Genomic DNA, 25,521 nt, shown 5'->3' with positions numbered 1-25,521 from the left:
GCTATGGGTCTGTTTGACAAATTGAAGAAACTGGTTTCTGACGACACCAATGAAGCAGGCGCGATTGAAATCATCGCCCCACTTTCAGGCGAAATCGTCAATATCGAAGACGTGCCTGATGTTGTCTTTGCTGAGAAAATCGTTGGTGATGGCATCGCTATCAAACCTGCCGGTAACAAAATGGTTGCCCCGGTTAACGGTACTATCGGTAAGATCTTTGAAACCAACCACGCGTTCTCTATCGAGTCTGATGACGGTGTAGAGCTGTTCGTACACTTCGGTATTGATACTGTTGAACTGAAAGGCGAAGGCTTTACCCGTGTCGCAGAAGAAGGCCAAACCGTGAAAGTGGGTGACACTATCATTGAGTTTGATCTGGCTGTACTGGAAGAAAAAGCAAAATCTACGCTGACCCCGGTTGTGATTTCTAACATGGATGAAATCAAAGAGCTGAGCAAACTGTCCGGTGCCGTGACTGTTGGCGAAACCCCAGTTCTGCGCATCAAGAAGTAAGACTCTCCTGAGAGACTGAAACATAAAAAGCCGCCTCAACAGGCGGCTTTTTTGTCTCTGTCAATCACATTCGAAACAGTATCAGAGTTGCTTCAGCATTGCTTCAGACGGCACAAAGAAGTATCCCCCGGTCACGGCCTGGGTGAAATCCAGTAACTTATCCGTCTGACTATCTTTCTCACCATACATGCTACTGAGCATTTCACGGAAATTTCGCTGCTCCGCACAGTAAGCAATGAACAGCAAACCATGCTCACCACTCACCGCACCATAAGGGAGACTGTGACGGACAATCTTCAGGCCTTTGCCATTTTCTTTCAGATCAACACGGCCCACATGGGAATTCTCAGGGACATCATCCAGCTCGACTGAGTCCGCTTTGGTCCGCCCGATAATTTTTTCCTGCTGGGCGATGTTCACGGCATGCCAGGCCGGCAGCTGATGGACAAAACGCTGGACCATCACGAAGCTTCCCCCCGCAAACTCCCCATCCGGGATAATTGCAACCTGACGGCGTGCCTCCTGCATTTTCGGATTTTCCGTGCCGTCAATAAATCCGGTCAAATCCCGGGCGTCGAGATAACGAAAACCATGGGTCTCATCCAGCAGTTCCACTTCCGACGAAATAGGCTGTAAAAAGCTGCTCAGCAAATGGAAATTCAAATCATGTCGATTCGAATGAATATGCAGCAGAATATCCCCTCCGGTCGCCGGTGCCGTGACGTCACCACTTCCCAGTGGGATAAATTCTTCAAAATCGTCCGGACAACCCAACTCGAATTGCTGCCAGAACGCTTTCCCAAACCCCATACTCAAATGAATATCAGCACTCACATGCTGGTGGTTGAGCTTTTTCGCGATTTCCGGGAGCCCCTGGCACTGACGGATAACCTTTTCCTTGTTTCCGACCAGGTTCAACACACAGACTAAAGAAAACGGACCTGCTTCTGGTAATATGGCACTTTGTGGCGTCACCTTCATTCTCCCATGATTGTCTCGTTCTGTTTTCCGACTCATTGAAACTGCGCTCTGCCTTTGCAACATCAATGATTAGAAAATGATAATAGTCGCTTCTGAGTTAAACATATTGATCATCAACAGCCAAGACGAGATCGAATCCAAAATTGTTAACTCTCGTGAAGGCTGCGCCTCATCACTCAAATCTTCATCAAAGAGAAAACAAAAAAGCGCCTTATAAGGCGCTTTTAAATCATCAAAATACACTTTTATCAAACAGAGACAGAGTTACGCAGACATCACAGCCACTTGCAGTTTCACTGAGTTCAGTGCGTCGTCTTCACACGTTTCAAATGAAGCCGGTGTATCAAGTCCTGTCGAAATTACCGGTGCAGCCAGTACCCGCCAGGCACCATCATCCAGCTGTTCTTGTATCTTAAAGGCGATTTTCACTTCTTCAGCCGAAACTTCCAGCAATTCAGCACTGCCGAAAAACTTACGGCGCTCTCCTTCAGTGGAGCCGAAAATGACCGTTTCTTCACCTGGCAGCAGCTGTAAGGATGTCGCTACTGATTGGTGGTAACCGGCACTGGACAGTTCAAGGTTCACATTCAGCAACCAGTCTGCCATCGCCAGCGGGCTCAGTAAGGCACTAAACAGCACCACCCCTCTCCCAAAATCATTCATCTGACACTTTCTCCATAGGCTAATTGGCAAATGTATGTCTGACTCGGGAACTCCGTACCAGATAGGCCATCAGCCAGAGCGATATCAGCAGCGTCACGGCTGCCGGCCAGCTAAAGGCGCCTCTCATTAACGTCAGGTGGTACACTTGCAATACAACATCAAGGGCATATGTCATCAGCAGAATTGGTCTGCCATATCGCCATAGCCCATTCACTATTTTGTTTTTTTTATGTCGAAGTCCACACAGCCACATTAAAACCACAGCCGGCAAACCGATTCCCATCAGCAGATAAAGATTCTGCGTATGGGGAAAAAACAGCTGAAGCAGATTGGCGCCCTGCGCCTGACTTGCTCCGGCCATTACAAACGCGCCCCAGCCTCTTGCACTGAACAGCATGCTCAGCCATAACAAGCCTGATGGTTTCAGCTGGCCATGACTGTCATAAGCATCAATCGAATACATCTGTCCTTCGCTCAGAGTTTTGAACAACGTATTTATTTTTTTCGACAATAAATGATATGGATCAATAGGCAAAGACATAGACGTTCGTTCTGCGTCATCACGCACGAATAATTTGCCTAACCTGCAATCACGATCACGATTTTACGTATACTTAACAAACAATTCGTCTGTGACGTTTTTTCCATCTGCAAACAGACAGACGATTTTCCTGAGAATTGATGATATTTCATCAACTTGATAGTCTTGGTCAGTCACATGGAAACATTCAACCGTGAATGTTCGACAGCCAAAATGTAGGAAAATTCCTACAAATCATCTCAATTTACGCTTTGAAGTATTCCGGGATAAACTGCTTACTTCACGTTATTTTCATCGTCAATGAGAACGCTATGAGCAAATCAGCTAACCGCCCGTCCCCAGAGACTCAGTCGGAAGCACTGCAAATCGCCAGAGCTACGCAAAAGCCAGGCCAAACCAAAGAGCAGACCAAGCTCATCGCCCAGGGCATCCAGAAAGGGATTGAACTCTATAAGAAACAGCAAAAAGCCAAGGCCAGGGAGAGGGACAAGTTCCGGAAGAAACAACAGAAAGAAAAAGTTGCCGCCGCCAGTCACACCAATGCAGTCCGTGACGACATCGAACCGCAGATCATCGTGAAACACAGTGCGCTGCCCTGGTTGCTTTTAGCTGTGTCATGGTGCGGCTTTTTGGCCTGGCAATATTTCAGCTGATTCAGATCAACGCCACACACTTGATAATAATTAGCATTTGCATCTATACTTATCCATAAATTTTGAAAGGATAAATCTATGGAGCGGCGAGTGTTTCGAATGATCTGCCTGCTGGGATTGACCAGTATCGCTTTGCTTCACCTGGGTGAAATCTGGCTCACTGGCCCAACCCAACAAACTCATTTCCTGACTGAATGGCTGCCACTATATACCGTTTGGGGGATCCAGCTGGCACTCAGCTGGTGGCAGCCGGATCAGGAAAGTTCCTAGGAATGGTGAGTCGATTTGTCTTTCCCGAATGACAGCAGCCACAATGACACCACAGCCACGGCAAGGAAGCCGGTCAGAATAATCACAGGCATCGCGGCATAACCCAATACATGCCAGATGACAGATTCCAGCGTACTCATGTTCCTTTCTCCTTATTGCCAGCCTTCAACATCTTTCATATCCGGTAACCGGTGCGCAATCCCTTTGTGGCAATCCACGCAGGTTTTATCCCCTGTTGCCAGCGCCTGAGAGTGTTGTTTTACCGCACGTTCACCCTGCTCTGAATAATCCATATAGTCAAACTGGTGGCAGTTACGGCATTCTTTTGAGTCGTTTTTCTTCATCCGGCTCCACTCGCGATGCGCAAGATGTCCCCGCCTTTCCTGAAACTTCTCTTCGGTGTTGATTGTCCCCATTGCAAAAGCAAACAGTTCTTTGGAAGCCTGTACTTTACGGACAATTTTATCCGTCCATTCATGAGGCACATGGCAGTCAGAACAAATCGCCCGCACCCCGGAACGGTTGGAGTAATGAATAGTGGAGCGGATTTCTTTCACAATCGGCGCATGGCAACCGGAACAAAAAGCTTCAGTGTTCGTGGCCTCCATCCCGGTGTTAAAGGCCCCCCAAAACAGCAGACCGCCCATAAAGCCCAGAAAAAGCACCACCCCTACCGCAGCCTTGCTCGGCGATTTTAAACGGCACCAGAAACGTTTAATGATATTCATAACTGGCTCCGTGGTTATTTATCTTCCAGGGCGTCAACACGCTTGAAGGTGTTGTCGACCAGGGGCGTTGCATCCGCCTGCGGCACATGGCATTGCAGACAGAAATACCGGCTGGGAGATACATCAGACAGCACCTGCCCCTGACGCGGCGAACGATAATGAGTCACACTGATTTTGGTCGCCCCCATTTCATTGGCATATTTCCAGCTGTGGCAGGACAAGCATTTATTCGCATTCAGCGAGACTTCGTAATTCCGTATCGTATGCGGAATCAAAGGCGGCTGATACACGTAGTCGCTGTCAATAGGCTTGCCATCCTTCGGATAGTTTTTCCAGCTTTCCCCGGGGAAAGTATCTTTAATCTCTGTCTGCCCCCGCAGCGAATGCAGGCCGCCATTGCCGCCCACCAGCTCATCATTTGTGTCAGTAGCGGCATGGGCAGCACCCAAGGCAAGCAACAGGACCATCAGCCCGCCAGTCAATTTGTTCGCAATCTTCATGAGCAGCTCCATTTACGCCTTGGTAATCTTGATCGGGCATTTTTTGTAGTCGGTCTGTTTCGACAACGGATCCGTTGCATCCAGCACCAGCTTATTAATCAGAACCCTGGCATCGAAGAAAGGCACAAAGACCAGTCCTGCCGGCGGTCTGTTCCGGCCCCGGGTATCCACCCGACAGCGAACTTCACCGCGGCGAGACGTCAGCAGGACTTCGTCTCCCCGGCGAATGTTGCGCTTCCGCGCATCATCAGGATGCATGTAACACACCGCATCCGGAACTGCTTTATAAAGCTCTGGAACACGACGGGTCATGGTGCCGGTATGCCAGTGCTCCAGCACCCGGCCGGTACAGAGCCACATGTCGTATTCTTCATCCGGTACTTCCGGCGGCTGTTCATATGGGGCAAAAATGATGTTCGCTTTACCGTCCGGCTGTCCGTAGAAATAGAAACCTTTCCCTTCAGGTACATAAGGGTCAGAGCCCTCGGCATACCGCCAGCGGGTTTCTTTCCCGTCCACCACCGGCCAGCGCAAACCACGGGCGTTGTGATAATCATCGTATGGTGCCAGATCATGACCATGACCGCGGCCAAAGCTGGCATATTCCTCAAACAGACCCTTCTGCACATAATAACCCTGTGCTTTGGCGTCATCATTCAGTGCCTGAGCCTGTTCCAGCGGGAACTGATCTACCTGGCCGTTGCGGAATAACACGTCGTACATGGTTTTGCCTTTGTATTCCGGCATTTTTGCCAGCAGTGCTTCGTCCCAGACCTCTTCGATTTTGAAACGTTTGCTGAACTCCATGATCTGCCACAGATCCGATTTGGCGTCTCCGGGCGCAGCAACCTGCTGGTACCAGGCCTGTGTCCGGCGTTCTGCATTCCCATAGGCACCTTCTTTCTCAACCCACATCGCCGTTGGCAGAACCAGGTCAGCCGACTGCGCAGTTGCTGTCGGGTACGGGTCGGAGCAGACAATAAAGTTCTCCGGATTGCGATAGCCGGGCAACCGCTCCTGATTGATGTTCGGGCCCGCCTGCATATTGTTGTTACACATCACCCAATACGCGTTCAGAACGCCGTCATGCAGCATGCGATCCTGAAGCACGGCATGGAATCCGGGCTTCGGCGGGATGGTTCCTTCCGGCAGCTTCCAGATTTTCTCTGCGATGGCACGGTGTTTCGGATTCATCACTACCAGATCCGCCGGTAAACGGTGCGCAAAGGTACCAACTTCCCGTGCGGTTCCGCAGGCTGAAGGCTGGCCGGTCAGTGAAAACGGGCTGTTCCCCGGCTGTGAGATTTTTCCGGTCAGCAGGTGGATGTTGTAAACCAGATTATTCATCCATACCCCGCGGGTATGCTGGTTCATCCCCATGGTCCACAGTGACATCACTTTCACATTCGGATCGGCGTAATATTTCGCCAGCTCCAGAAGCTTGTCTTTCTCCACACCGGACAATTCAATCGTTTTCTCCAGCGTGTATTCCGCGACAGAGGCCTTATATTCCTCAAACGTCATGTCATGCATGGCACCTGAGTTTGGATTCGCAGCCGCCTTCTGCCGCGGATCTTCGTCGCGCAGCCCGTAACCGATATCCGTGTCGGCGCGTTTAAAGTGAGTATGCTTGTTGACGAAATCCCAGTTCACCGCGTCGTTTTCGATAATGTAGTTCGCGATAAAGTTTGCAATCGCCAGATCGGACTGCGGATGGAAGATCATACCGTTATCCGCCAGCTCAAAAGAGCGGTGATAGTAAGTCGACAGCACGTTCACCTTCACATGGGGATAGCTCAGACGCCTGTCGGTAATCCGGGTCCACAATATCGGGTGCATCTCCGCCATGTTCGAGCCCCAGAGGACAAAGGCATCCGCATGTTCAAAGTCGTCATAACACCCCATCGGTTCGTCCATGTTGAACGCCCGCATGAAGCCCACCACCGCCGAAGCCATACAGTGGCGAGCATTGGGATCGATGTTGTTGGAACGGAAGCCTGCCTTCATCATCTTGGAGGCCGCATAGCCTTCCATCACCGTCCACTGTCCTGAACCGAACATCCCGACACTGGTTGGCCCTTTGGCTTTCAGGGCTGTTTTCCATTTTTCAGCCATAATATCGAAGGCCTGATCCCAGCTGACTGGCTGGAAATCACCATCTTTGTGGTATTGGCCATCTTTCATGCGCAGCAAAGGTGTCGTTAAACGGTCGGCGCCATACATGATTTTTGACAGGAAATAGCCTTTGATACAGTTCAGGCCGCGGTTGACTTCAGCTTCAGGATCGGCCTGCGTCGCAATCACCTTGCCCTGCTGCGTCCCCACCAGCACCGAGCAGCCCGTCCCGCAAAAACGGCAGGGGGCTTTGTCCCAGTGGATCTTGGTTTCATCCGAACTGACAATCAGGTTGGTTGCCGAGGCCGGTAAGGTAATGCCGGCCACTGCTGCGGCCGAAGCTGCCGCGTTTGCTTTCACAAACGCCCTTCTGGTCATTTTCATGGTGTATCCTCAAAGTCAGGTCCCTGCTGCTCAACCTGGTGAAACACCAGAAAGGTCGTCAGCACATGCTCAAATGCTTGAATGACATCAATAATGTCGGTTACTTCTCTGTGATTTGCGGTTTCCAGTACTACCACCAGCTTGCCTGCCGGGCTTTCCCCGTAAACTTCAGCCTGCGGTATGGCATTGATCCGGGTTTTCACCCGGGCCAGGCCTTCTGGTTTCACGTGCACAACCAAGCTGGAAATATGGACCTCTCCGGAAGGTGCCGACGGTGATTTCTGAAAACGCGGATCCGCGTCTTGTCTGAATTGCTTCATCATCTGTTATTCCACCTGGCTGTCTGGGTGATAGTTGTCTGGGTAATAGTTTTCTGATTGATAGTTGTCTGAATGATGGTTTTCTGCATGAAGGCTGTCTGAGTGAATCTGGATGGCCTGAGCCGGGCACACGGAAACGCAGGCCCCGCAGCCGGTACAATCCGCAGCACTGACCACAGGCTGAGCCACTTTGCCCTGCTGTAATACAAAACGAATCGCCACCGGCTCACACTGCTCTCCGCAAGACCGGCACTCCACCCCGTTGAATGCCAGACAGGTCTCAGAGATTTCAGCACTTACCTGCCAGGGCGCTTCTGCCTGCGGGCGAAACAACGGCTCCGGGCACACCTCAGCACACTGATAGCAAAACGTGCATTCTCCGCGCTGAAAATCAACCTGAGGAAAACCGCCGTCACCCTGGACAATAATGCTGGCCTCACAGGCTTTCTGGCACGCCTGGCAGCGTGTGCACTGTTCTGTGAACACCTTGTCTTCTGTCATCCAGGGAAGCCGGGGGGCTTGCGGCGCGTTCCCCCGCCTCAGCCAGAAACGTCGAGCTAAATCAGCCATAGATTCATCACAGCAGTTATTCCGTTTTGCCTGACCGGGGTATGCAAAACATGATGGTCAAAGTATAGACTTAGTTTAAAAAGGGTTATTGGTAGCAGAATATACCTCTAAGGGGGTAATTCGGGGGTAAGCTTGTTTGAGATCAAGAAAGTACATTGTCAGCCTTCACAAAATGACTGACATCGGCGAAAACAGGGCGTCGGGGATTCAGCAGAAAGGAACCGTGGTGTACCGAAAGACAACAACGAAAGCCGCCTTGAAAAGTGCCGGTGCCGGCAGCGTCACCGGGGTTATTGCCCGCGTGATGCTCGCGATTGTGCTGCTGTCGCTTCTGACAACAGGCGCCACCATGCTGGCTGTCAATGCCAGTCGATATGATGCAGAAATGGTGAATCTGGCCGGGTCACTGCGGATGCAGAGTTACCGGCTTGCTTTTCAGCTGGCCCAGGACGGCCAAGCCCGTGAAACTGACATTGCCCATTTCAGTCAGACCCTGAATGCACCAGCCATGACCTCGCTGAGAAGCCTGACGACACCGGATAATCTGCTGCAAAGCTATCAGAACCTGCTGGATGACTGGCGCCGGATCAGTCCACAGCTGACCGGTGCTACCCCGGATTACTTTGTTCATCAGGTGCCCGAGTTTGTTGATCGCATTGATCACTTTGTCTATGAATTGCAGGCTTTTTCTCAGCAAAAACTGCACATCATGGCCGCAATTTCCGGTCTGGGGCTGGGGATAATCCTGATGCTGGCATTATTTGCCATTCACTACAGCCGACGCCGTATTGTGCCGCCACTGCAGAGCTTGCTTGCCGCCAGCCAACAGGTTCAGGCCCGTCATTTCTCGGTCCGGGTTGATGAAAACAGCCAAAATGAGCTGGGAACCCTGGCCCGGGCTTTCAATCATATGGCACAAGAGCTGGGACAGAGCTACCGGGCACTGGAAACCACAGTCGAAGAGAAAACCCATCGCCTGAAAGAAGCCAATAATGCCCTGAAAACCCTGTACGACTGCGCGCAGTTGCTGTCCGTAAACCGGATTCAGGCCAGACATTTCAGTCAGATTCTGGACAGACTGATCCAGCTCGAAGGCTTTGCCGTCATCCGGCTGGTGGTCGAAGAGGGCCACGGGATTCGCACTGAATTTCAGGCAGGCAAGCCCGACGACAGCCAGAGCTGGCATCAGCATGCGCTCAAACAGGAAGACCAGCATCTGGGAACCCTCTGGTGGCAACACACCCTGCCCTGTCCGGATCCGGCGCTGATCATCAGTGTCGGCCATTTGCTCAGCCGGGCGCTGTACGCCCACCAGACGCAGACACAGAGCGACCAGTTACTCCTGATGGAGGAAAGGGCCACCATTGCCCGTGAACTGCATGATTCACTGGCACAGGCCCTGTCCTATCTGAAAATTCAGCTGACACTGCTCAAGCGTCAGCTGGCCACATCCCCGGACGCCGCAAACAACATTATTGATGATCTCGAACAGGGGCTGTCTCAGGCTTACCGTCAGCTTCGTGAGCTGCTGAATACATTTCGTCTGTCGATTAAACCCGGCAAGCTCAGCGACGCCTTAAATGACATGTTGGCACCGCTCCGGAATCAGACCACAGCGACGATTCTGCTGCATAATCAGCTGCCCTCCCTGCAACTGACGGCGCCACAGCACATTCACCTGATTCAGCTGACACGGGAGGCTGTGCTCAATGCCATCAAGCATGCAAAAGCGACAACCATCACGGTCGACTGTATCCCGCAGGGCGATCAGGTACTGGTCGAGATCAGTGATGATGGTCAGGGATTCGATCCGGATCAGAGCAAAACATCCCACTATGGGATGTCGATCATGAACGAGCGGGCAGAAAGTCTCGGCGGAAAACTGACCATCCTCAGCGACGCCGGTCAGGGCTGCCGCGTTCAACTGAAATTCGCCTTACAAAGTACAGGATAACCATGATGCACAACCCACCGGCCCACCGGATCGTCATTGTTGATGATCATCCTCTGATGCGACGCGGCCTCAGTCAGTTACTGGAACTGGAGCCAGATTTCGAGCTTGCCGGGGAAGCCAGCAATGGTTATCAGGCACTGGATATTGCCCTGGAACAAGAACCGGATCTGATATTACTGGATCTCAACATGAAAGGGCTGTCCGGCCTCGACACCTTACGCGCTCTGCGCGAACAGGGCTGTCAGGCAATCGTGGTCATCCTGACGGTTTCCGACAACCCAAACGACATCCGGACCTTGCTGGAGGCCGGTGCAGACGGATATTTACTGAAGGATACCGAACCGGAACAATTGCTGGCGCTGCTTCAGCAGGCGCTGACCGGACAGCAGGTATTCAGCGAGCAGGTCAGGCAATATCTGGAAAACAACACTCAGGCCGACGATCCGCTGCAGGAACTCACCGGCAGGGAGAGAGAAATTCTTCATCTGGTTGCCCAGGGCAAACGAAATAAAGACATCGCCATGCTACTTTTCATTTCAGAAGCCACAGTGAAGGTCCATATCAAAAGCCTGCTCAAAAAACTGGAGGTGGGGTCACGCACAGCTGCCACAGTCATTTATCTGCAAACGCAGGAGAAATAGCCCCGGCACTCAGGTCTGCTTCGGTGGCGGATACACAGGCTTTCCCATTGCGTCGCTTTCTCATTCCCGTTATAAAAGGGGCTTGTTTCAAAACAACTGCCATGCACAAAACAGGTTAGATTATGAGCACCATTGCCTACGGGATCAAAAACTGCGATACCATCAAAAAAATGAAGAAGTGGCTCGATGCCCAGGGCGTTGAATACCACTTCCATGACTACCGTGTTGACGGTCTGGATCGCACTCTTCTTGAGTCTTTTGAAGCCGAACTGGGCTGGGAAGCCATGCTGAACAAGCGCGGCACCACTTTCCGTCAGTTGACCGATGAGCAGAAAAACAACCTGGACCGGGAGAATGCCCTGGCACTGATGCTGGAATATCCGGCGATGATCAAACGCCCGCTGCTGGTCCACAACCAAACCTGCCACCTCGGCTTTAAGCCTGAGCAATATCAGGCCATTTTCGCGTAACTGCCCATATTTACTTTTCCCAACCCAAAGAACACAGAAGGAAACACGGATGTCAGACAGCCCAGTGATCGCCCTGACCAAAGACCTTATCAGCCGAGCCTCAGTCACCCCGGAAGACGAAGGGTGTCAGGATGTCATGATCGCCCGACTGGAAAAACTGGGCTTTCAGATAGAGACCATGGTGTTTGAAGACACCACCAACCTCTGGGCTCGCCGGGGTACAGAAGCCCCGCTGTTTGTCTTTGCCGGTCATACTGACGTCGTTCCTGCCGGTCCGGCTGAACAGTGGCATACACCGCCTTTTGAACCCACCATTATCGACGGTTATCTGCACGGCCGCGGTGCTGCGGATATGAAAGGCTCACTGGCCTGTATGATCGTATCGATTGAACGTTTTCTGGCCGAGCACCCTGACCATCAGGGCTCCATTGCGTTGCTGATCACTTCCGACGAAGAAGGGCCGTTTATCAACGGAACCACCCGTGTTGTTGATACCCTTGAAGCCCGCAACGAAAAAATCGACATGTGTATTGTCGGTGAACCGTCCAGTACCCATGAAGTGGGTGATGTGGTGAAAAATGGCCGCCGCGGTTCAATCACCGGTGATCTCGTCGTGAAAGGTGTTCAAGGGCATGTTGCCTACCCGCACCTGGCTGACAACCCGGTTCACAGAGCTATGCCTGCGCTGGCAGAACTGGCAACCACAGTCTGGGATCACGGCAACGATTATTTTCCGCCAACAAGTTTCCAGATTGCCAATATGGCAGCAGGCACCGGCGCATCCAATGTAATCCCCGGAGAACTCAAGGTTCAGTTTAACCTGCGTTTCAGCACGGAGCTGACCAACGAAGACATCCAGCGCAAAATACACTCCGTACTGGATGCTCATGGTCTGGAATATGATCTGGCCTGGACCTTCAACGGCCAGCCGTTCCTGACGGACAAGGGCACCCTGCTGGAAGCTGTCGTCCGTGCGATTGAAGAAGTGAACCATCAGCGTCCGGAGCTGCTGACCACCGGCGGCACCTCTGATGGCCGTTTCATTGCCCGCACCGGTGCGCAGGTGGTTGAACTGGGTCCTGTGAACGCGACCATTCACAAGGTCAACGAATGCGTGAAGATTGCCGATCTGGAAAAATTGACCGACATGTACCAGAAAGTACTGGAAAACACGCTGGTATGACTCTCAGCCTGCCCCATTTAACGCTGGCGCAACTCACCGGGCTGGATGAAAGCCATCTCTGTGAGTATCAGGGACGCCAGATTCACGCTGGTATTCAGGATGCACTGGCCGCCTTGCAAGAGGCGGCCGCTCAGGCTGGATTTGATCTGAAACTGGCCAGTGCATTTCGCTCCTTTGACCGTCAGCTGCTGATCTGGAACAGCAAGTTCAACGGCCTGCGACCCATTCTGGACAACAACAGTCAGCCGCTTAATCCGGCCTGTCTGTCTGAACTGGAAAAGATCCACGCCATTTTACGCTGGTCTGCCCTGCCCGGTGCCAGCCGCCACCACTGGGGCACCGATCTGGATGTCTACGCAGCCAACTGCCTGCCTCAGGGAGAATCGCTGCAACTGGAACCCTGGGAATATCTTGACGGCGGACATCAGGCCGGATTCAACAACTGGCTGACAGCGCATATGAACCGTTTCGGGTTTTACCGCCCTTATGCCGCTGACTTAGGCGGGGTCGCCATTGAACCCTGGCACATCAGCTATTTTCCACTCAGCAGTCAGCTCAGAACTCAGCTGACGCCAAGCCAGCTTGCCACTGTCATTGCCGATCAACCTGTTGCAGGAAAATCGCATATTCTGGCAAACCTTGATACGCTTTATAGTAAGTACATCAACAACATCTGTGAGGTCTGATATGGACTGGCTGCTCAACCCCTGGGTCATCACCATCATCATCGTGAGTGTTGTGGTCAGTAACATTGCGGCCATTAAATACACGGCCAATATGAAATTTGGCCATCACGACAAAACCAGCGAGTTACTGAAAAAACAGCAGGAAGTAGAAAACCTGACCCACAAAGGTCACCCCGCTGAAAATGAAGAAAAAAAATAGCCGGTTTCAAAAACCGGCTATGACTGTTTAGTGGCTGAATCATCAGCTCCGGCAGAGGTAATCAGCCTGACCAACCCATTTGTAACTGGTCAGTTCTTCCAGTCCCATCGGACCGCGGGCATGTAATTTCTGAGTCGACACCGCAACTTCAGCGCCCAGACCAAACTGCGCCCCATCCGTAAAACGGGTGGATGCATTGACGTAGACCGCCGCTGAACCCGCTGCATTAATAAACCGCTCCGCAGACATCAGGTCATTGGTCAGAATCGCATCTGAATGGCTGGCATTGTGCGCGTGCATATGCTGAATCGCCGCGTCGACATCCGGAACAATTTTCACCCCCAGCGTATAACTGAGCCATTCAGTATCAAAGTCGCCTTCCTGAGCTGCACGCACCTGATCAGCGTGGTCTTTCAGCAAAGTCATTGCCTGCGCTTCTGCAACCAGTGTGACCTTGTTCTGATTCATCCGCGCGGCCAGTTTCGGCAAAAACTCCGGGGCTACCGCTTCATGCACCAGCAGCGTATCCAGCGCATTACAGGCTGACGGACGCTGAACTTTTGCATTTTCAACCACATCCAGTGCACGGATCAGATCCGCAGACTGATCCACAAAAGTATGACTGATTCCAAAGCCGCCGATAATGACAGGAATCGTGCTCTTTTCCTTACACATCTTGTGCAGACCGGCACCACCACGCGGAATGATCATATCGACATATTGATCCATCGTGAGCAACTCAGACACCAGTTCACGGTCAGGCTTGGCAATGTACTGCACCGCCGCTGCCGGTAAACCGGCCTTTTCCAGTGCCTGTTGAATGACGCTCACCAGCGCCATATTAGAATGGAAGGTTTCACGACCGCCGCGCAGAATGCTGGCGTTCCCGGTTTTCAGACAAAGCGCTGCAATATCAATGGTCACATTCGGGCGCGCTTCATAAATCACACCAACAACACCCAGCGGAACCCGGCGACGACTCAGGCGCATGCCATTTTCCAGCACCCGGGAGTCCAGCTCAGCACCCACAGGATCCGGCAATCCAATCACGTTCCGGACATCACCGGCAATTGCCCCCAGACGCGGTGCATTCAGCATCAGACGATCCAGTAACGCTTCTGACATCCCGCTTTCCCGCGCAGCAGCCAGATCTTTTTCATTGGCAGCCAGGATTTCAGCCTGACGGGCTTCCAGTTCATCCGCAATAAAAGCCAGTGCCTGGTTTTTCTGTGCGGTCGCTGTTGTCGCCAGTGTAAAAGCAGCCTGTTTTGCTGCTTGTCCCATTGCTTGCAATTCCACCCTGTTTCCCTCTCGGTCCGTATGATTGTGCTGTTGTATTAGATGAGTACCAGATCGTCCCGGTGGACAGCAACCGGACCGTACTCATAGCCCAGCACTTTATGAATATCCTGACTGTGTTTTCCGGCAATTTTCGCAATATCCTGGCTGGAATAGCGACTGATCCCGCGGGCCAGCAAAATTCCGTCGGCACTGTATATCCGCGCCACTTCACCCCGCTCAAACTGGCCTTTGACCTCAGTGATCCCTTTCGCCAGCAAACTGCTGCCACGCTGAGTCACCGCCATCGCGGCACCGGCATCAACAATGATATCCCCGGCTGGTGGCGGTCCCGCGAGGATCCAGCGCTTCCGGCTTTCCAGTGGTGATTCCAGCGGCAGGAACCGGGTTCCGACCTGCTCACCATTGACAATACCGGCAATCACTTCCGGACGGCTGCCCGCAGCAATAATGACTTCAATTCCGGCACGACGTGCAACATCCGCGGCCTGCAACTTCGTCGCCATCCCGCCGGTTCCGAGACCACCGACGCTGCCACCCGCCAGCTTCCGCAGGGTTTCATCAATAGTATGTACTTCCCGGATCAGTTCCGCATCCGGATTGCTGCGCGGATCCGCAGTGAAAAGTCCGGGCTGGTCTGTCAGCAACAATAGCTTGTCTGCTCCGGCCAGGATCCCGACCAGCGCAGATAGATTGTCATTATCGCCGACTTTAATTTCCGTGGTGGCGACAGCATCATTCTCATTTACCACCGGAATAATATCGTTCTCAAGCAGTGCCAGCAGCATATCGCGGGCATTCAGATAACGTTCTCTGTCGTTCAGGTCGGCACGGGTCAGCAACATCTGGCCCACATGCAGTCCGTAAATACTGAACAGCTTTTCCCACTCCTGGATCAGACGACTCTGACCCACGGCAGCCAGCAATTGTTTGCTGGCCATGGTTTTCGGCAGTTCCGGGTAACCTAAATGCTCGCGACCTGCGGCAATGGCACCGGAGGTCACAATCACCACCTGATGACCCTGTCGGCGAAGATGGGCGCACTGCCGGACCAGTTCAACCATATGTGCACGGTCGAGTCTCAGTGTGCCCCCCGTCAGAACGCTGGTTCCCAACTTCACAACGATGGTCTGTGATGCAGTCTCAGCTGCATGATGAGCCTGGTGCTCACTTGCTTGTAATTTGTGATTGTCTGCCATGAAGAAAACTAAAGGATGCGGAAGAATGGCATTTGTTTTATCAACCCCGACCGTAAAGCACAAGAAAAATGCGTCTGAGTCGACGCATTTTCTATTTTTTCAGGATTTCATGCGGAAATCAGGCCGAAACGGATAAAGTCGGTGCTGACAGATCCGGGGCCGGATGAATCGGGAGGTCGTATTCCTGTTCCAGTAACGTACTGAGCTTGTGGTAAAAATCTTCCAGTGTCTGTTGTACCGGCTCCAGATGTTTTGCCGGCACCTTATCTTCCAGCCAATCACCATGAATATCATAGCGGCCGAAGTAGTAATGGTACTGGAACCCGCCCTCACTTTGGGTCAGTTCCAGCCACCATCCCCAGAACTCACGCTCTTCCGGTGCTTTTTTGGCATTAATGCAGCTGGCTAAGCAATCGAAGAAAAAGTGTCCTTCAGATGACTGTTGCTGACGCAGGTAAGGACCAAGTGCGGTCAGCTTGGTCATCAGACGGCCATGGGAAGGAAAAGTGACTTGTGTTGGCATAGGTCCATCCTTAGTCTGGTATTCAACAAAAAGCGCTAAGGGTCTGTTGACCCTACTTGTTTCCCCTATCGCTATCATTTAACACACAGCGACAGAGAAATGGCAACATTTTATTTACATCCTCAGACCAGATCATCGAGCCGTCACAGCTTATCCTTCAGCCACTCGACAACCTGGGTCATGGCTCTGTGATAACCGTCGTGAAGCGGCGCGGCCGGCAGGCTGACCGCTTTCCCGCCCCGGCTGGACATTGCAATCAGCTGATTATCCATGTCGGTGCTGACCGGATCGTCTTTCAGGTTGACACCCAGCATCGGAATATCAACTTTCCTGCGCCCGAGCAGCCCCTGCTGCTTCAGCGACCAGGCCGTCATATGGGAAACCAGACTTGCTTTAGACACGCCGTTTTTACCCATGCGCGAAGCAAACATATCCAGATACATGCGCGGCATACTGTTCAGCAGCTTGGGCTGGGACAGAAAACTATGAATAATTCCGCCAAGACTGATACAGGTTTTCAGCCGGGTCGGCTCAACGAACCCCAGCCGGATTGCAGCATTCCCGCCAAACCGGATACCAAGCATTGCGACCCGGTGGTGATCAACCCAGGGGACGTCCCTGACCTGTTGCAGCAATGCCTGATGCAGCTGACTGGTGTCTTCGGTGAGTGTCCATGCTGCACTGTGGCCAACCGACGGCATGTCCAGTGTGATCATGGCATAACCCGCTGGTCCCAGATATTGCTGATACAGCGGCCAGAGTTCCGTCTGGAGTGTATCCAGACCGCCGCTGACAATCACGGTCGGTAACAGCTGATCGGTACGCGGCAAGTGGATAAAGGCCTGGAATGTTTTTCCCTGATAAGACACATCAATCGTTTTGACCTGATGCGGCATCAGTTCCATGGCATCTTTATAAGTGACGGTCGCCTGCAGCTCAGCCTGGGCAGCCAGCTCATCCCCTTTCAGATGCGGATAAGCTGCGATGCTGTAATGAGTACTGGCTTTCAGCATCATCTCGGCCGCTTTTTCCTTATTGCCTTTGTCCAGATGTTCACGGCTGAGACGCTGGTACTGACTCCCCAGTTGTGACCATTCATAAACCCAGTTCCCGGGCTTATATCCAATCACGGTATCCAGCAGTTCATCATTGGTCCGCTTTGCTTTCGCGGTGGCAATTCTGGCAAAGATCCCTTCCATTTCAATGGGATCGACTCCCTGCCAAATCCAGAGCGGACGACGTAAGACCCGATACCAGCCAGCAACGGTATCGCCGTCAAGCGCATTGTGAACTTCTGTAGATGAGGCATGGGCCAGCCTGACCAGACTGGAGGTTTCTTTGGTCGTTTGACGCGGTGCGAACAGTTTTTCAGACAGGTTCACCTTGGAAGGCTCAGACACTATTGACTCCTGCGTGTGGAAGGTTCAAAACCCGTTTTACTTTCAATCTGGCTTCATTGTATATGTTTTCGGGATAATTACCCCAAACACGGCACACAAAAAAGGAGCCTGAAGGCTCCTTTTCAAATATATTTTCTACCGGGCTGGATCATGAGCGCTTGGAAATCGGCTCAACAAAAGTGACAGCCATATCCCATGGTTGTTCAATCCAGGTATCCTGCTCAATATCAACCACATAATCATCAACCAGATGTTTACCGGCTGGCTTGGCGCAGACCGTCACAAATTTTGCTTTCGGATACATAGCACGAATCATTTCCGCGGTGCCGCCTGTATCAACCAGATCGTCCACAATAATGAATCCTTCACCATCACCGTCGGCTTTCTTCAATACTTTCATGTCACGCTGGTGGTCATGGTCGTAGCTGGAAATACAAACAGTATCGACATAACGAATACCCAGTTCGCGAGCAAGAATTGCAGCCGGCACCAGGCCACCACGGCTCACTGCGATAATCCCCTGCCACTGATCCGCCGGCAGCAGTTTTTCCGCCAGTTGGCGCGTGTAGCTTTGCATGTTATCCCAGGTGATGACGAACTTTTTAGTCATATCCGATGAACCTCTAAATCAGCGAATCAATACCGCTGGTCAATAAAACAAATTATAAAAAGACGATTTTAGCTGTGAACAGTGCGGCAATGACCCAAACACTGACATTCACATCACGGCCTTTACCACTCAGCAGTTTCACCGCTGCATAAGTAATAAAGCCCAGCGCAATACCTTCCGCAATGGAGTATGTTAACGGCATGAGCAGGCAGACCACAACTACAGGTGCAGCTTCTGTTAAGTCACGCCAGTCGATTCCCGCCAGGCCGGAGACCATTAAAATGGCCACATAAAACAACGCGCCAGCGGTCGCATAAGCCGGAACCATCCCAGCCAAAGGGGCAAAAAACAGTGCCAGCAGGAACATGATACCCACTGTAACCGCCGTCAGACCTGTCCGGCCACCCGCAGCGACACCGGCCACACTCTCAACATAAGAGGTCGTATTGGATGTGCCCAGCAGAGCACCCACAGATGTCGCCGTACTGTCGGCCAGCAAAGCACGGCCCAGACGCGGCATTTTGCCATCTTTATCAACCATTCCTGCTTTCGTGGTGGCTCCGACCAGAGTCCCAGCCGTATCAAACAGGTCAACAAACAGGAAAGCAAACACGATTGAGATCAGCCCGACATCCATGGCACCACTGATATCCAGTTGCATAAATGTTGGCGCAATACTCGGTGGCGCAGACACAATGCCGTTGTACTGAACATCACCAAACGCAATGCCCAAACCGGTCACGATCAGGATCGCCACCAGCACAGCCGCTTTCATTCCCCGGTGAACCAGACCGATGGTCAGCATGAATCCCAGCGCAGCCATTGCCGCCGGGAAGCTGGTCAAATCACCAACGTGCACCAGGGTCGCCGGGTTATCAACCACAATGCCAGCGCTTTGCAGCGCAATAAAGGCCAGGAATAAACCGATACCAGCAGTGATGCCTGTTCTCAGAGACAGTGGTATCGCATGGATCAGCCACTCCCGAACTTTCAGCAAGCTGAGCAAGATGAAACATAAACCGGAGAAAAACACAGCAGCCAGGGCAACCTGCCAGGTGTGGCCCATACCAAGGACAACTGAATAGGTAAAGAAGGCATTCAGACCCATGCCAGGTGCCTGAGCAACCGGGTAGTTGGCGACAAGCCCCATCATGAAACAGCCGATCATCGCAGCCAGACAGGTTGCAACAAAAACCGCGCCTTTATCCATCCCCGTCGCGGCCAGCATTGATGGGTTGACAAAGATGATGTAGGCCATGGTCAAAAAGGTCGTTACCCCTGCCAGCACTTCAGTACGAACATTCGTACCGTTTTCTTCTAACTTAAACAGTTTCTCAAGCATTGTTCTCTGGTCCTTGGAGAAAAGTATCTGTTCAGACTGAACGCTGAAATTTTATACCTCAAAAAGGGAAACGTTTGCGTCACAGCCATTTTTGGGGGGCGATTATAGGCTTATCACTAATAAATTACCAGACTCATCAAGAATACACGCCTGACGGCAAATAATGCGTAAATTTTCTTCGGCAAAAATTACTGAAGATTAAAAACAATTAAAAATCATCACCTTAAACAGATGCAAGGATGTATGTCTTTTAACCGAATTTATTTTTTGCTTTCAAGGCAAACGCTTAAATCAGAAAAAAGAGTGCCTGCTTTGGCTGGCTTATCAGGATGTAATCGTATACATGCTTTTTTATCCAATCTCTCAATGAGAAAGAATGAATGAAACTTCATGAATAAAAAAACAGAAATAAAAAAACGCCACCCGATCCTGGGTGGCGCCAAAACTAATCTCACTGGCGAGAGCAACAATCAAAATTGCTACCAAACCGCTGTATACAGTCTTGAAAGTTAGGGGGTGAATATCAACCTCGCACCGCCTCAGCGCTGCGAGTCAATCAGGCAGATAGCCAGACAGAAACAAAGCTGGCTTGAATTTACTTAGTAACCAAACGCACTTGGATAGTTGAAAGAACCACCGAAAATGCCTTTCTTGTTCCAAAATTTAGCTGTGGATTCATATACTTTCATGACAACGACTTCCTCAATTACTTATGCTGCTTTGAGGTTGCAAACAAAGCAGAGCTGATTGATCTCGGTTCCCTGGAGTCCGCGCACATACCTTTTCCCTGTGCTGACTATCGTTCTTGCAACTTGGTCACAGGATAACCAAAAGGTAATTTAATTACAATATTAATTTTAACTAGATCACACTTTTCCTGGATCAACACCACAAAACTCACCCTTGTGAAAGTATTTTTCTTACAACACAAGTGTTAGCAAACGCATAAAAATTAAGAAATGAGACTAAAGTTGCATATATAGTCGCCAAATAAGAATACAACATGACTCATGCTCATTTGCCATGAGTGCAAACAAGGAAGGCAGCGCTATGACAATACTTCACCACCTACGTTCTTTATCGATCAGCAGCCGACTCTACCTGCTTGGCTTTATCATCACGCTCCTCACACTCTTCCCGCTGATGACATTTGTATCTGGTTACCAGGATTCACTCTTGGATCAAAAGCGAGATAAGACGCGGAATCTGGTTGAAAGTGCCCACAGCCTGCTGAACTTCTACTATCAGCAGGAAAAAACCGGAAATCTGAACCGCGAAACAGCTCAGCAGCTTGCAAGGCAAGCAATTGCCAGCCTGAGATATGAGAAAAATGACTACTTCTGGATTAACGACAGCCATCCCCGCATGATCATGCACCCCTTCAAGCCAGAACTCGATGGTAAAGATCTGTCTCAGTTTCAGGATCCCATCGGGAACAAGCTTTTCGTCAACATGGCTGAAATTGTTCAGCGTCAGGGGGAAGGCTTTGTCGACTATCAATGGGAAAAACCCGGACATGCCCAACCTGTCGACAAAATTTCTTTCGTGAAAGGCTTCAGCCCCTGGGGGTGGATCATCGGTTCGGGAATCTATGTCGATGACGTGGCAGCTCAATTCTATGCCGAGCTGAAACGCCTTGGTCTGATTATTGGCGGCTCCTTGATCCTCATGCTCATTCTGGCCAGAGCCATCGGCCGGACCATCACCGCCCCCTGTGAATCAACGCTGAAAGCCATGCAGGACATCTCTCGGGGAGAAGGCGATCTGACCCGCCGCCTGCCCGTTCAGGGCAATGATGAATTAAGTAAAATTGCCACGGCTTACAACCAGTTTGCAGACAAGATCAGCGAAATGCTGAGAGCCGTCTCCCCCGTCAGTGAACACATCAGCGCGGCAGCCAGTCAGCTCAATGTCGTCGCCAATACCACAGCAGAAAGTGCAGGTCAGGCGCATCAGCGTGTTGATTCAGTCGCGTCAGCAATGACTGAGTTGCATTCAAGCAATCAGGAAGTCGCCCGCTCAGCGACGAACGCCGCAGAAGCCGCAACGGAAGCACAGACTCACAGCGATCAGGGACTGGACGTTGTCTCGCGCTCCAGTGAGGAAATGCGTGCACTACTTGCGCTGCTCGACGAAACCAATGAAAGCGCCAAGGCGCTGGCAGAAGATTCTGAAACCATTGGCGCCGTCCTTGATGTCATCCGCAATATTGCCGAGCAAACCAACCTGCTGGCCCTGAACGCCGCGATTGAAGCAGCTCGGGCCGGTGAGCAGGGTCGTGGCTTTGCGGTCGTCGCGGATGAAGTCCGCACCCTGGCGACCCGGACCCAAAGCAGTACCAATGAAATCGAAACCATTATTACCCGCCTGCAAAACCGCTCTGCCGATGTCAGCCGTGCCCTGGTTCAAACCCGGGATCAATCAGTCAGTACCGTTGAACATTCAGGGGAAGTCGCTCAGGCGCTGGCAGCCATCAGTCAGCAAATCAACACCATCCGGGATTTAAATCAGCATATCGCTGACGCCAGCCAGCAGCAGACAGATGCCGCAGAAGCCATCAACATGAGTCTGGCAGAACTGAGTGAGCACAGTCATCACCATGTTGCACAGGGAGAACAAATCGCCGCAGCGAGTGAGCAGTTACTCTCCAGTGGCCGCCATCTGAATGAGCAAATCTCTCAGTTCAAAATTTAGGAAAAATGGCAAGCACCCTTCAGCTGTTGTAATATATTCAGCTGCCTGATCTGGAAATAAACCGAAGGATAGCCCAGAACAGGCAGTATGAATGACAGTTTATTAGGGAGAGTTCCGTGTCTGAAATCAGCCAACTTTCGCCACAAATCGTGTGGCAATTCTTTGATCAAATCTGCGCCATCCCTCATCCATCCAAGCATGAAGAAGCGCTGGCCCAGCACATCATTCGTTTTGCTGAAAGCGAAGGTCTGGAAGTTCGCCGTGATGCCACGGGTAATGTCTTCATCAAAAAACCAGCGACACCGGGTATGGAAGACCGTAAGGGTGTTGTTCTTCAGGCGCACATTGATATGGTGCCGCAGAAAAACGAAGACACTGATCATGATTTCACCGTCGATCCGATTCAGCCTTACATTGATGGCGAGTGGGTCACCGCGAAAGGGACCACCCTGGGGGCGGATAATGGGATCGGCATGGCAACCTGTCTGGCCGTACTGGCTTCGAAAGATATCGAGCACGGTCCGCTGGAAGTGCTGCTGACGATTGATGAAGAAGCAGGAATGACCGGTGCCTTTGGTCTGGAAGAAGGCTGGCTGGAAGGCGACATTCTGCTGAATACCGACTCAGAGCAGGAAGGCGAAATTTATATGGGTTGTGCCGGCGGTGTCGACGCCGAGCTGTCGCTGTCCATTGACCGTGAAGCCGTTCCTGCCGGTCACACTGCCGTGAAACTGGTCATCAAGGGTCTGAAAGGCGGTCACTCCGGCTGTGATATCCACACCGGCCGTGCCAATGCGAACAAACTGCTGGCTCGCTTCCTGTTCGGTCAAGCAGATGAACTCGGTCTGCGAGTCAGCAGCCTGACCGGCGGCACACTGCGTAACGCCATTCCGCGGGAAGCATTTGCGATTGCCACCCTGCCAGCAGAACAAGCAGATGCTTTACATGCCCGTTTCGCAACATTCCAGCAAATCCTGAATGAAGAGCTGGGTAAGGTGGAAACCAACATCCAGCTGTCGGTTGACCAGGCAGAAATGCCGTCTGACGTTCTGGCGATCAGCAGTCAGCAACGCCTGATGTCACTGATCAATGCCTGCCCAAACGGCGTGGTTCGCATGAGTGACGATATTCAGGGTGTGGTAGAAACTTCACTGAATCTGGGCGTTATCACCACAGATTCAGATCGCATTACCCTGCTGTGCCTGATCCGTTCCCTGATCGATTCCGGCCGCAGCTATGTTGAGCACACGCTGCTGGCACTGACTCAACTGGCAGGCGCGCAGTGTGAATTTTCCGGTGCTTACCCTGGCTGGAAACCGGATCCAAGTTCAGAAGTGATGCACCTGTTCCGCGAAACTTATAAAGATATCTACGGAAATATTCCGAATATCATGGTGATCCATGCAGGCCTGGAGTGCGGACTGTTCAAAGAACCTTATCCGGAGATGGATATGATTTCTTTCGGCCCGACCATTAAGTTCCCGCATTCACCAGACGAGAAAGTAAATATTGAGACCGTCGGCCTGTTCTGGGAGCAAATGGTTGCCATCCTGAAACAGATTCCGGTCAAACAATAATTCCGGTCACAATGAACCTCTGAATGTCAAGGGGAGCCACAGGCTCCCTTTTTCTTTCATGAGTTACCAGTTAAAGGAAAGCTGCTGGGCCTTGGTTCCCAGTTCCAGTCCCACACTCATCCCGATCAACCGGATTTCACGGCCTTTTTGTCTGGTCAGCGCTTCACTCAGCAAGACCGCAAACTGACGTTTCTCCAGAACTGGCTGGCTATGTTCGACTGTCGTTTGCTGGAAATCAGCAAACTTAATCTTAATGCTCTGCCGGGCGATCCGAAGATCAGGACGGACTCTTTTCAGCCTTGATTCCAGCTCCGGATACAGCCGCTCAATGACTTGCCAGCACTCATCATATTCACGGATATTTTGCGAGAATGTTCGTTCAACGCCCACTGACTTCCGCTCTCGTGAAACGACCACTTCTCGTTCATCAATGCCGTGTGCCCGCGACCAGAGTGACTGACCAAATTTACCAAACTGCTGTAACAGTTTTGTCCTGTCGTATGCCTGCACATCTTTGCCCAGATACAGGCCATGTTCATGCAACTTTTGAATAGTCACTTTGCCAACCCCGGGTATTTTCTCCAGAGGCAGTTCCGCGACAAATGCCGGGATATCTGCCGGAGTCACCACAAACTGCCCGTCAGGTTTATTCATATCCGAAGCAATCTTGGCAATAAACTTGACCGGCGCAATACCCGCAGATGCCGTGAGGTGCAATTCCTCGCGGATCGCCTGACGAATATCCTGCGCAATCAGGGTTGCAGACCCCCGATGTAAGGGGCAAAGGGTGACATCAAGGTAAGCTTCATCCAGAGATAATGGCTCAATGAGGGATGTATAACGCTGGAAAATTTCGCGGATCTGCTGGGATGCTTCTTTGTAAACAGACATTCTGCCCGGGATCAGGACTAAATCCGGACAGAGCTTCATGGCCTGAGCCGTTGGCATTGCAGAACGCACACCAAATTTCCTGGCAAGGTAGTTACAGGTACTGATCACACCCCGCTGCTCAGAGCGACCTCCGATCGCAATCGGCACCTGCTGAAGTGCCGGATTGTCACGCATTTCAACCGCTGCAAAAAAGCAGTCCATATCAACATGGATGATTTTCTTCTGTGCAGGTTGCCCGGAATCATTCTCTGACATAACAGACGTGCTTTATATCGAATAAACTGTTTTTATATACAGTATTATAAGCGCCGAACCGTCAGATAGCGAGCAGCAAAAAGCCCGTGAAAATCACGGGCTTTGAAATACTTTCCGGGAAAAGTGAATTTCTCAGATAATCTGATTCTTTTTCCATTCTGCTTGTTTGGCAGCGCGGGCTTCACGCTTCAGACGCTTATCACAGGGTTCCGGGCAGTCACATTCTTTCTCGATGCCAACGGCCCCTAACCCACCGCAGCTACCGGCAACGGTTTTGCGCTGGAAGATATAACCCACAGCCATCGCTACGATGACCAACAGAAACACACCAAAAGTTGCTACATATACCAACATACTATG

28 protein-coding genes are annotated in these 25,521 nt (G+C 51.6%); 11 read left to right on the top strand and 17 right to left on the bottom strand.

Annotation, left to right across the window (positions count from 1 at the left end; genetic code table 11):
* The first annotated feature begins 3 nt into the window (after positions 1–3).
* Entirely contained in the window at positions 4–513 is a 510-nt protein-coding gene (crr, locus tag L4174_RS04160; protein ID WP_036748389.1) for a PTS glucose transporter subunit IIA, read from the top strand.
* A gap of 81 nt (positions 514–594) precedes the next feature.
* On the opposite strand, the gene L4174_RS04155 is transcribed toward crr, so the two are convergent.
* The 3 genes from L4174_RS04155 to L4174_RS04145 all read right to left on the bottom strand — a co-directional run bounded on the left by L4174_RS04155 (position 595) and on the right by L4174_RS04145 (position 2,620).
* Entirely contained in the window at positions 595–1,530 is a 936-nt protein-coding gene (locus L4174_RS04155; RefSeq protein ID WP_248143550.1) for a Dyp-type peroxidase, read from the bottom strand.
* Between the two features lie 228 nt (positions 1,531–1,758).
* Entirely contained in the window at positions 1,759–2,157 is a 399-nt protein-coding gene (locus tag L4174_RS04150; RefSeq protein WP_248143549.1) for a hypothetical protein, read from the bottom strand.
* A gap of 19 nt (positions 2,158–2,176) precedes the next feature.
* On the bottom strand, positions 2,177–2,620 hold the full coding sequence (locus L4174_RS04145; protein ID WP_248143548.1) for a DUF2919 domain-containing protein: 444 nt from the start codon (positions 2,618–2,620) through the stop codon (positions 2,177–2,179).
* 389 nt (positions 2,621–3,009) lie between these two features.
* Between L4174_RS04145 and L4174_RS04140 the strand changes: the two genes are divergently transcribed.
* Positions 3,010–3,351, top strand: coding sequence for a DUF2956 domain-containing protein (locus L4174_RS04140; RefSeq protein ID WP_248143547.1), 342 nt, complete (start codon positions 3,010–3,012; stop codon positions 3,349–3,351).
* A 90-nt stretch (positions 3,352–3,441) separates the two neighbouring features.
* Positions 3,442–3,621: a hypothetical protein gene (locus tag L4174_RS04135; protein ID WP_248143545.1), complete on the top strand. Its 180-nt coding sequence runs from the start codon at positions 3,442–3,444 to the stop codon at positions 3,619–3,621.
* Here the strand turns inward: L4174_RS04135 and L4174_RS04130 are convergent.
* From L4174_RS04130 to napF, 6 genes are read right to left on the bottom strand one after another with little or no spacing between them, the layout of a single operon-like run.
* Entirely contained in the window at positions 3,618–3,761 is a 144-nt protein-coding gene (locus L4174_RS04130) for a TIGR02808 family protein (RefSeq protein ID WP_248143544.1), read from the bottom strand. The genes L4174_RS04135 and L4174_RS04130 overlap by 4 nt on opposite strands.
* A 12-nt stretch (positions 3,762–3,773) precedes the next feature.
* On the bottom strand, positions 3,774–4,349 hold the full coding sequence (locus L4174_RS04125) for a NapC/NirT family cytochrome c (RefSeq protein WP_248143543.1): 576 nt from the start codon (positions 4,347–4,349) through the stop codon (positions 3,774–3,776).
* A 14-nt stretch (positions 4,350–4,363) separates the two neighbouring features.
* Positions 4,364–4,843, bottom strand: coding sequence for a nitrate reductase cytochrome c-type subunit (locus L4174_RS04120; protein WP_371929392.1), 480 nt, complete (start codon positions 4,841–4,843; stop codon positions 4,364–4,366).
* A gap of 18 nt (positions 4,844–4,861) precedes the next feature.
* Positions 4,862–7,348, bottom strand: a complete 2,487-nt coding sequence (gene napA, locus L4174_RS04115) for a periplasmic nitrate reductase subunit alpha (protein ID WP_248143542.1) — start codon at positions 7,346–7,348, stop codon at positions 4,862–4,864.
* Positions 7,345–7,671, bottom strand: coding sequence for a chaperone NapD (locus tag L4174_RS04110; RefSeq protein ID WP_248143541.1), 327 nt, complete (start codon positions 7,669–7,671; stop codon positions 7,345–7,347). The genes napA and L4174_RS04110 overlap by 4 nt, the downstream gene beginning before the upstream one ends.
* 3 nt (positions 7,672–7,674) lie before the next feature.
* Positions 7,675–8,238, bottom strand: coding sequence for a ferredoxin-type protein NapF (gene napF / locus L4174_RS04105; protein WP_371929371.1), 564 nt, complete (start codon positions 8,236–8,238; stop codon positions 7,675–7,677).
* A 226-nt stretch (positions 8,239–8,464) separates the two neighbouring features.
* Between napF and narQ the strand changes: the two genes are divergently transcribed.
* The 6 genes from narQ (at position 8,465) to L4174_RS04075 (ending at position 13,371) form a co-directional block, all read left to right on the top strand.
* Complete coding sequence (gene narQ / locus L4174_RS04100; protein ID WP_248143540.1) at positions 8,465–10,192, top strand: nitrate/nitrite two-component system sensor histidine kinase NarQ; 1,728 nt, start codon at positions 8,465–8,467, stop codon at positions 10,190–10,192.
* A 2-nt stretch (positions 10,193–10,194) separates the two neighbouring features.
* Entirely contained in the window at positions 10,195–10,833 is a 639-nt protein-coding gene (locus tag L4174_RS04095) for a response regulator (protein WP_248143539.1), read from the top strand.
* A gap of 122 nt (positions 10,834–10,955) precedes the next feature.
* Positions 10,956–11,303: an ArsC family reductase gene (locus tag L4174_RS04090; RefSeq protein ID WP_248143538.1), complete on the top strand. Its 348-nt coding sequence runs from the start codon at positions 10,956–10,958 to the stop codon at positions 11,301–11,303.
* Positions 11,304–11,352: 49 nt separating this feature from the next.
* A complete protein-coding gene (dapE, locus tag L4174_RS04085; RefSeq protein WP_248143536.1) occupies positions 11,353–12,486 on the top strand; it encodes a succinyl-diaminopimelate desuccinylase in 1,134 nt (377 codons plus the stop codon).
* Complete coding sequence (locus tag L4174_RS04080) at positions 12,483–13,172, top strand: M15 family metallopeptidase (protein WP_248143535.1); 690 nt, start codon at positions 12,483–12,485, stop codon at positions 13,170–13,172. Before dapE ends, L4174_RS04080 begins: the two co-directional genes overlap by 4 nt.
* Position 13,173: 1 nt before the next feature.
* Positions 13,174–13,371 (top strand): DUF2897 family protein, encoded by a 198-nt coding sequence (locus tag L4174_RS04075; RefSeq protein WP_248143534.1) that lies wholly within the window; start codon positions 13,174–13,176, stop codon positions 13,369–13,371.
* A 42-nt stretch (positions 13,372–13,413) separates the two neighbouring features.
* On the opposite strand, the gene L4174_RS04070 is transcribed toward L4174_RS04075, so the two are convergent.
* The 6 genes from L4174_RS04070 to L4174_RS04045 form a co-directional block, all read right to left on the bottom strand.
* Positions 13,414–14,670: a glutamate-5-semialdehyde dehydrogenase gene (locus L4174_RS04070; protein ID WP_248143533.1), complete on the bottom strand. Its 1,257-nt coding sequence runs from the start codon at positions 14,668–14,670 to the stop codon at positions 13,414–13,416.
* 38 nt (positions 14,671–14,708) lie between these two features.
* A complete protein-coding gene (gene proB / locus L4174_RS04065; RefSeq protein ID WP_248143532.1) occupies positions 14,709–15,869 on the bottom strand; it encodes a glutamate 5-kinase in 1,161 nt (386 codons plus the stop codon).
* 118 nt (positions 15,870–15,987) lie between these two features.
* Positions 15,988–16,392: a sigma factor-binding protein Crl gene (crl, locus tag L4174_RS04060; RefSeq protein ID WP_248143531.1), complete on the bottom strand. Its 405-nt coding sequence runs from the start codon at positions 16,390–16,392 to the stop codon at positions 15,988–15,990.
* 143 nt (positions 16,393–16,535) lie between these two features.
* Positions 16,536–17,792 (bottom strand): esterase FrsA, encoded by a 1,257-nt coding sequence (frsA, locus tag L4174_RS04055; RefSeq protein ID WP_248143530.1) that lies wholly within the window; start codon positions 17,790–17,792, stop codon positions 16,536–16,538.
* A gap of 148 nt (positions 17,793–17,940) precedes the next feature.
* Positions 17,941–18,402, bottom strand: coding sequence for a xanthine phosphoribosyltransferase (gpt, locus tag L4174_RS04050; protein WP_248143529.1), 462 nt, complete (start codon positions 18,400–18,402; stop codon positions 17,941–17,943).
* 52 nt (positions 18,403–18,454) lie between these two features.
* The gene (locus L4174_RS04045; RefSeq protein ID WP_248143528.1) at positions 18,455–19,744 is read right to left on the bottom strand and encodes an NCS2 family permease; all 1,290 of its coding nucleotides are present in this window, start codon (positions 19,742–19,744) and stop codon (positions 18,455–18,457) included.
* Between the two features lie 1,050 nt (positions 19,745–20,794).
* Here L4174_RS04045 and L4174_RS04040 point away from each other — a divergent pair.
* The gene (locus L4174_RS04040; protein WP_248143527.1) at positions 20,795–22,438 is read left to right on the top strand and encodes a methyl-accepting chemotaxis protein; all 1,644 of its coding nucleotides are present in this window, start codon (positions 20,795–20,797) and stop codon (positions 22,436–22,438) included.
* A 116-nt stretch (positions 22,439–22,554) separates the two neighbouring features.
* On the top strand, positions 22,555–24,015 hold the full coding sequence (locus tag L4174_RS04035) for an aminoacyl-histidine dipeptidase (protein WP_248143525.1): 1,461 nt from the start codon (positions 22,555–22,557) through the stop codon (positions 24,013–24,015).
* Between the two features lie 63 nt (positions 24,016–24,078).
* Here L4174_RS04035 and dinB read toward each other — a convergent pair whose 3' ends face one another.
* Entirely contained in the window at positions 24,079–25,161 is a 1,083-nt protein-coding gene (gene dinB / locus L4174_RS04030) for a DNA polymerase IV (protein ID WP_248143523.1), read from the bottom strand.
* 132 nt (positions 25,162–25,293) lie between these two features.
* Positions 25,294–25,515, bottom strand: a complete 222-nt coding sequence (gene nqrM, locus L4174_RS04025; protein ID WP_248143521.1) for a (Na+)-NQR maturation NqrM — start codon at positions 25,513–25,515, stop codon at positions 25,294–25,296.
* Positions 25,516–25,521: the final 6 nt, after the last annotated feature.

Source organism: Photobacterium sp. CCB-ST2H9 (genome assembly GCF_023151555.2).
GTDB lineage: Bacteria > Pseudomonadota > Gammaproteobacteria > Enterobacterales > Vibrionaceae > Photobacterium.
The sequence above is the reverse complement of the archived record's forward strand: the minus strand, read 5'-3'. Positions and strand labels throughout refer to the sequence as shown.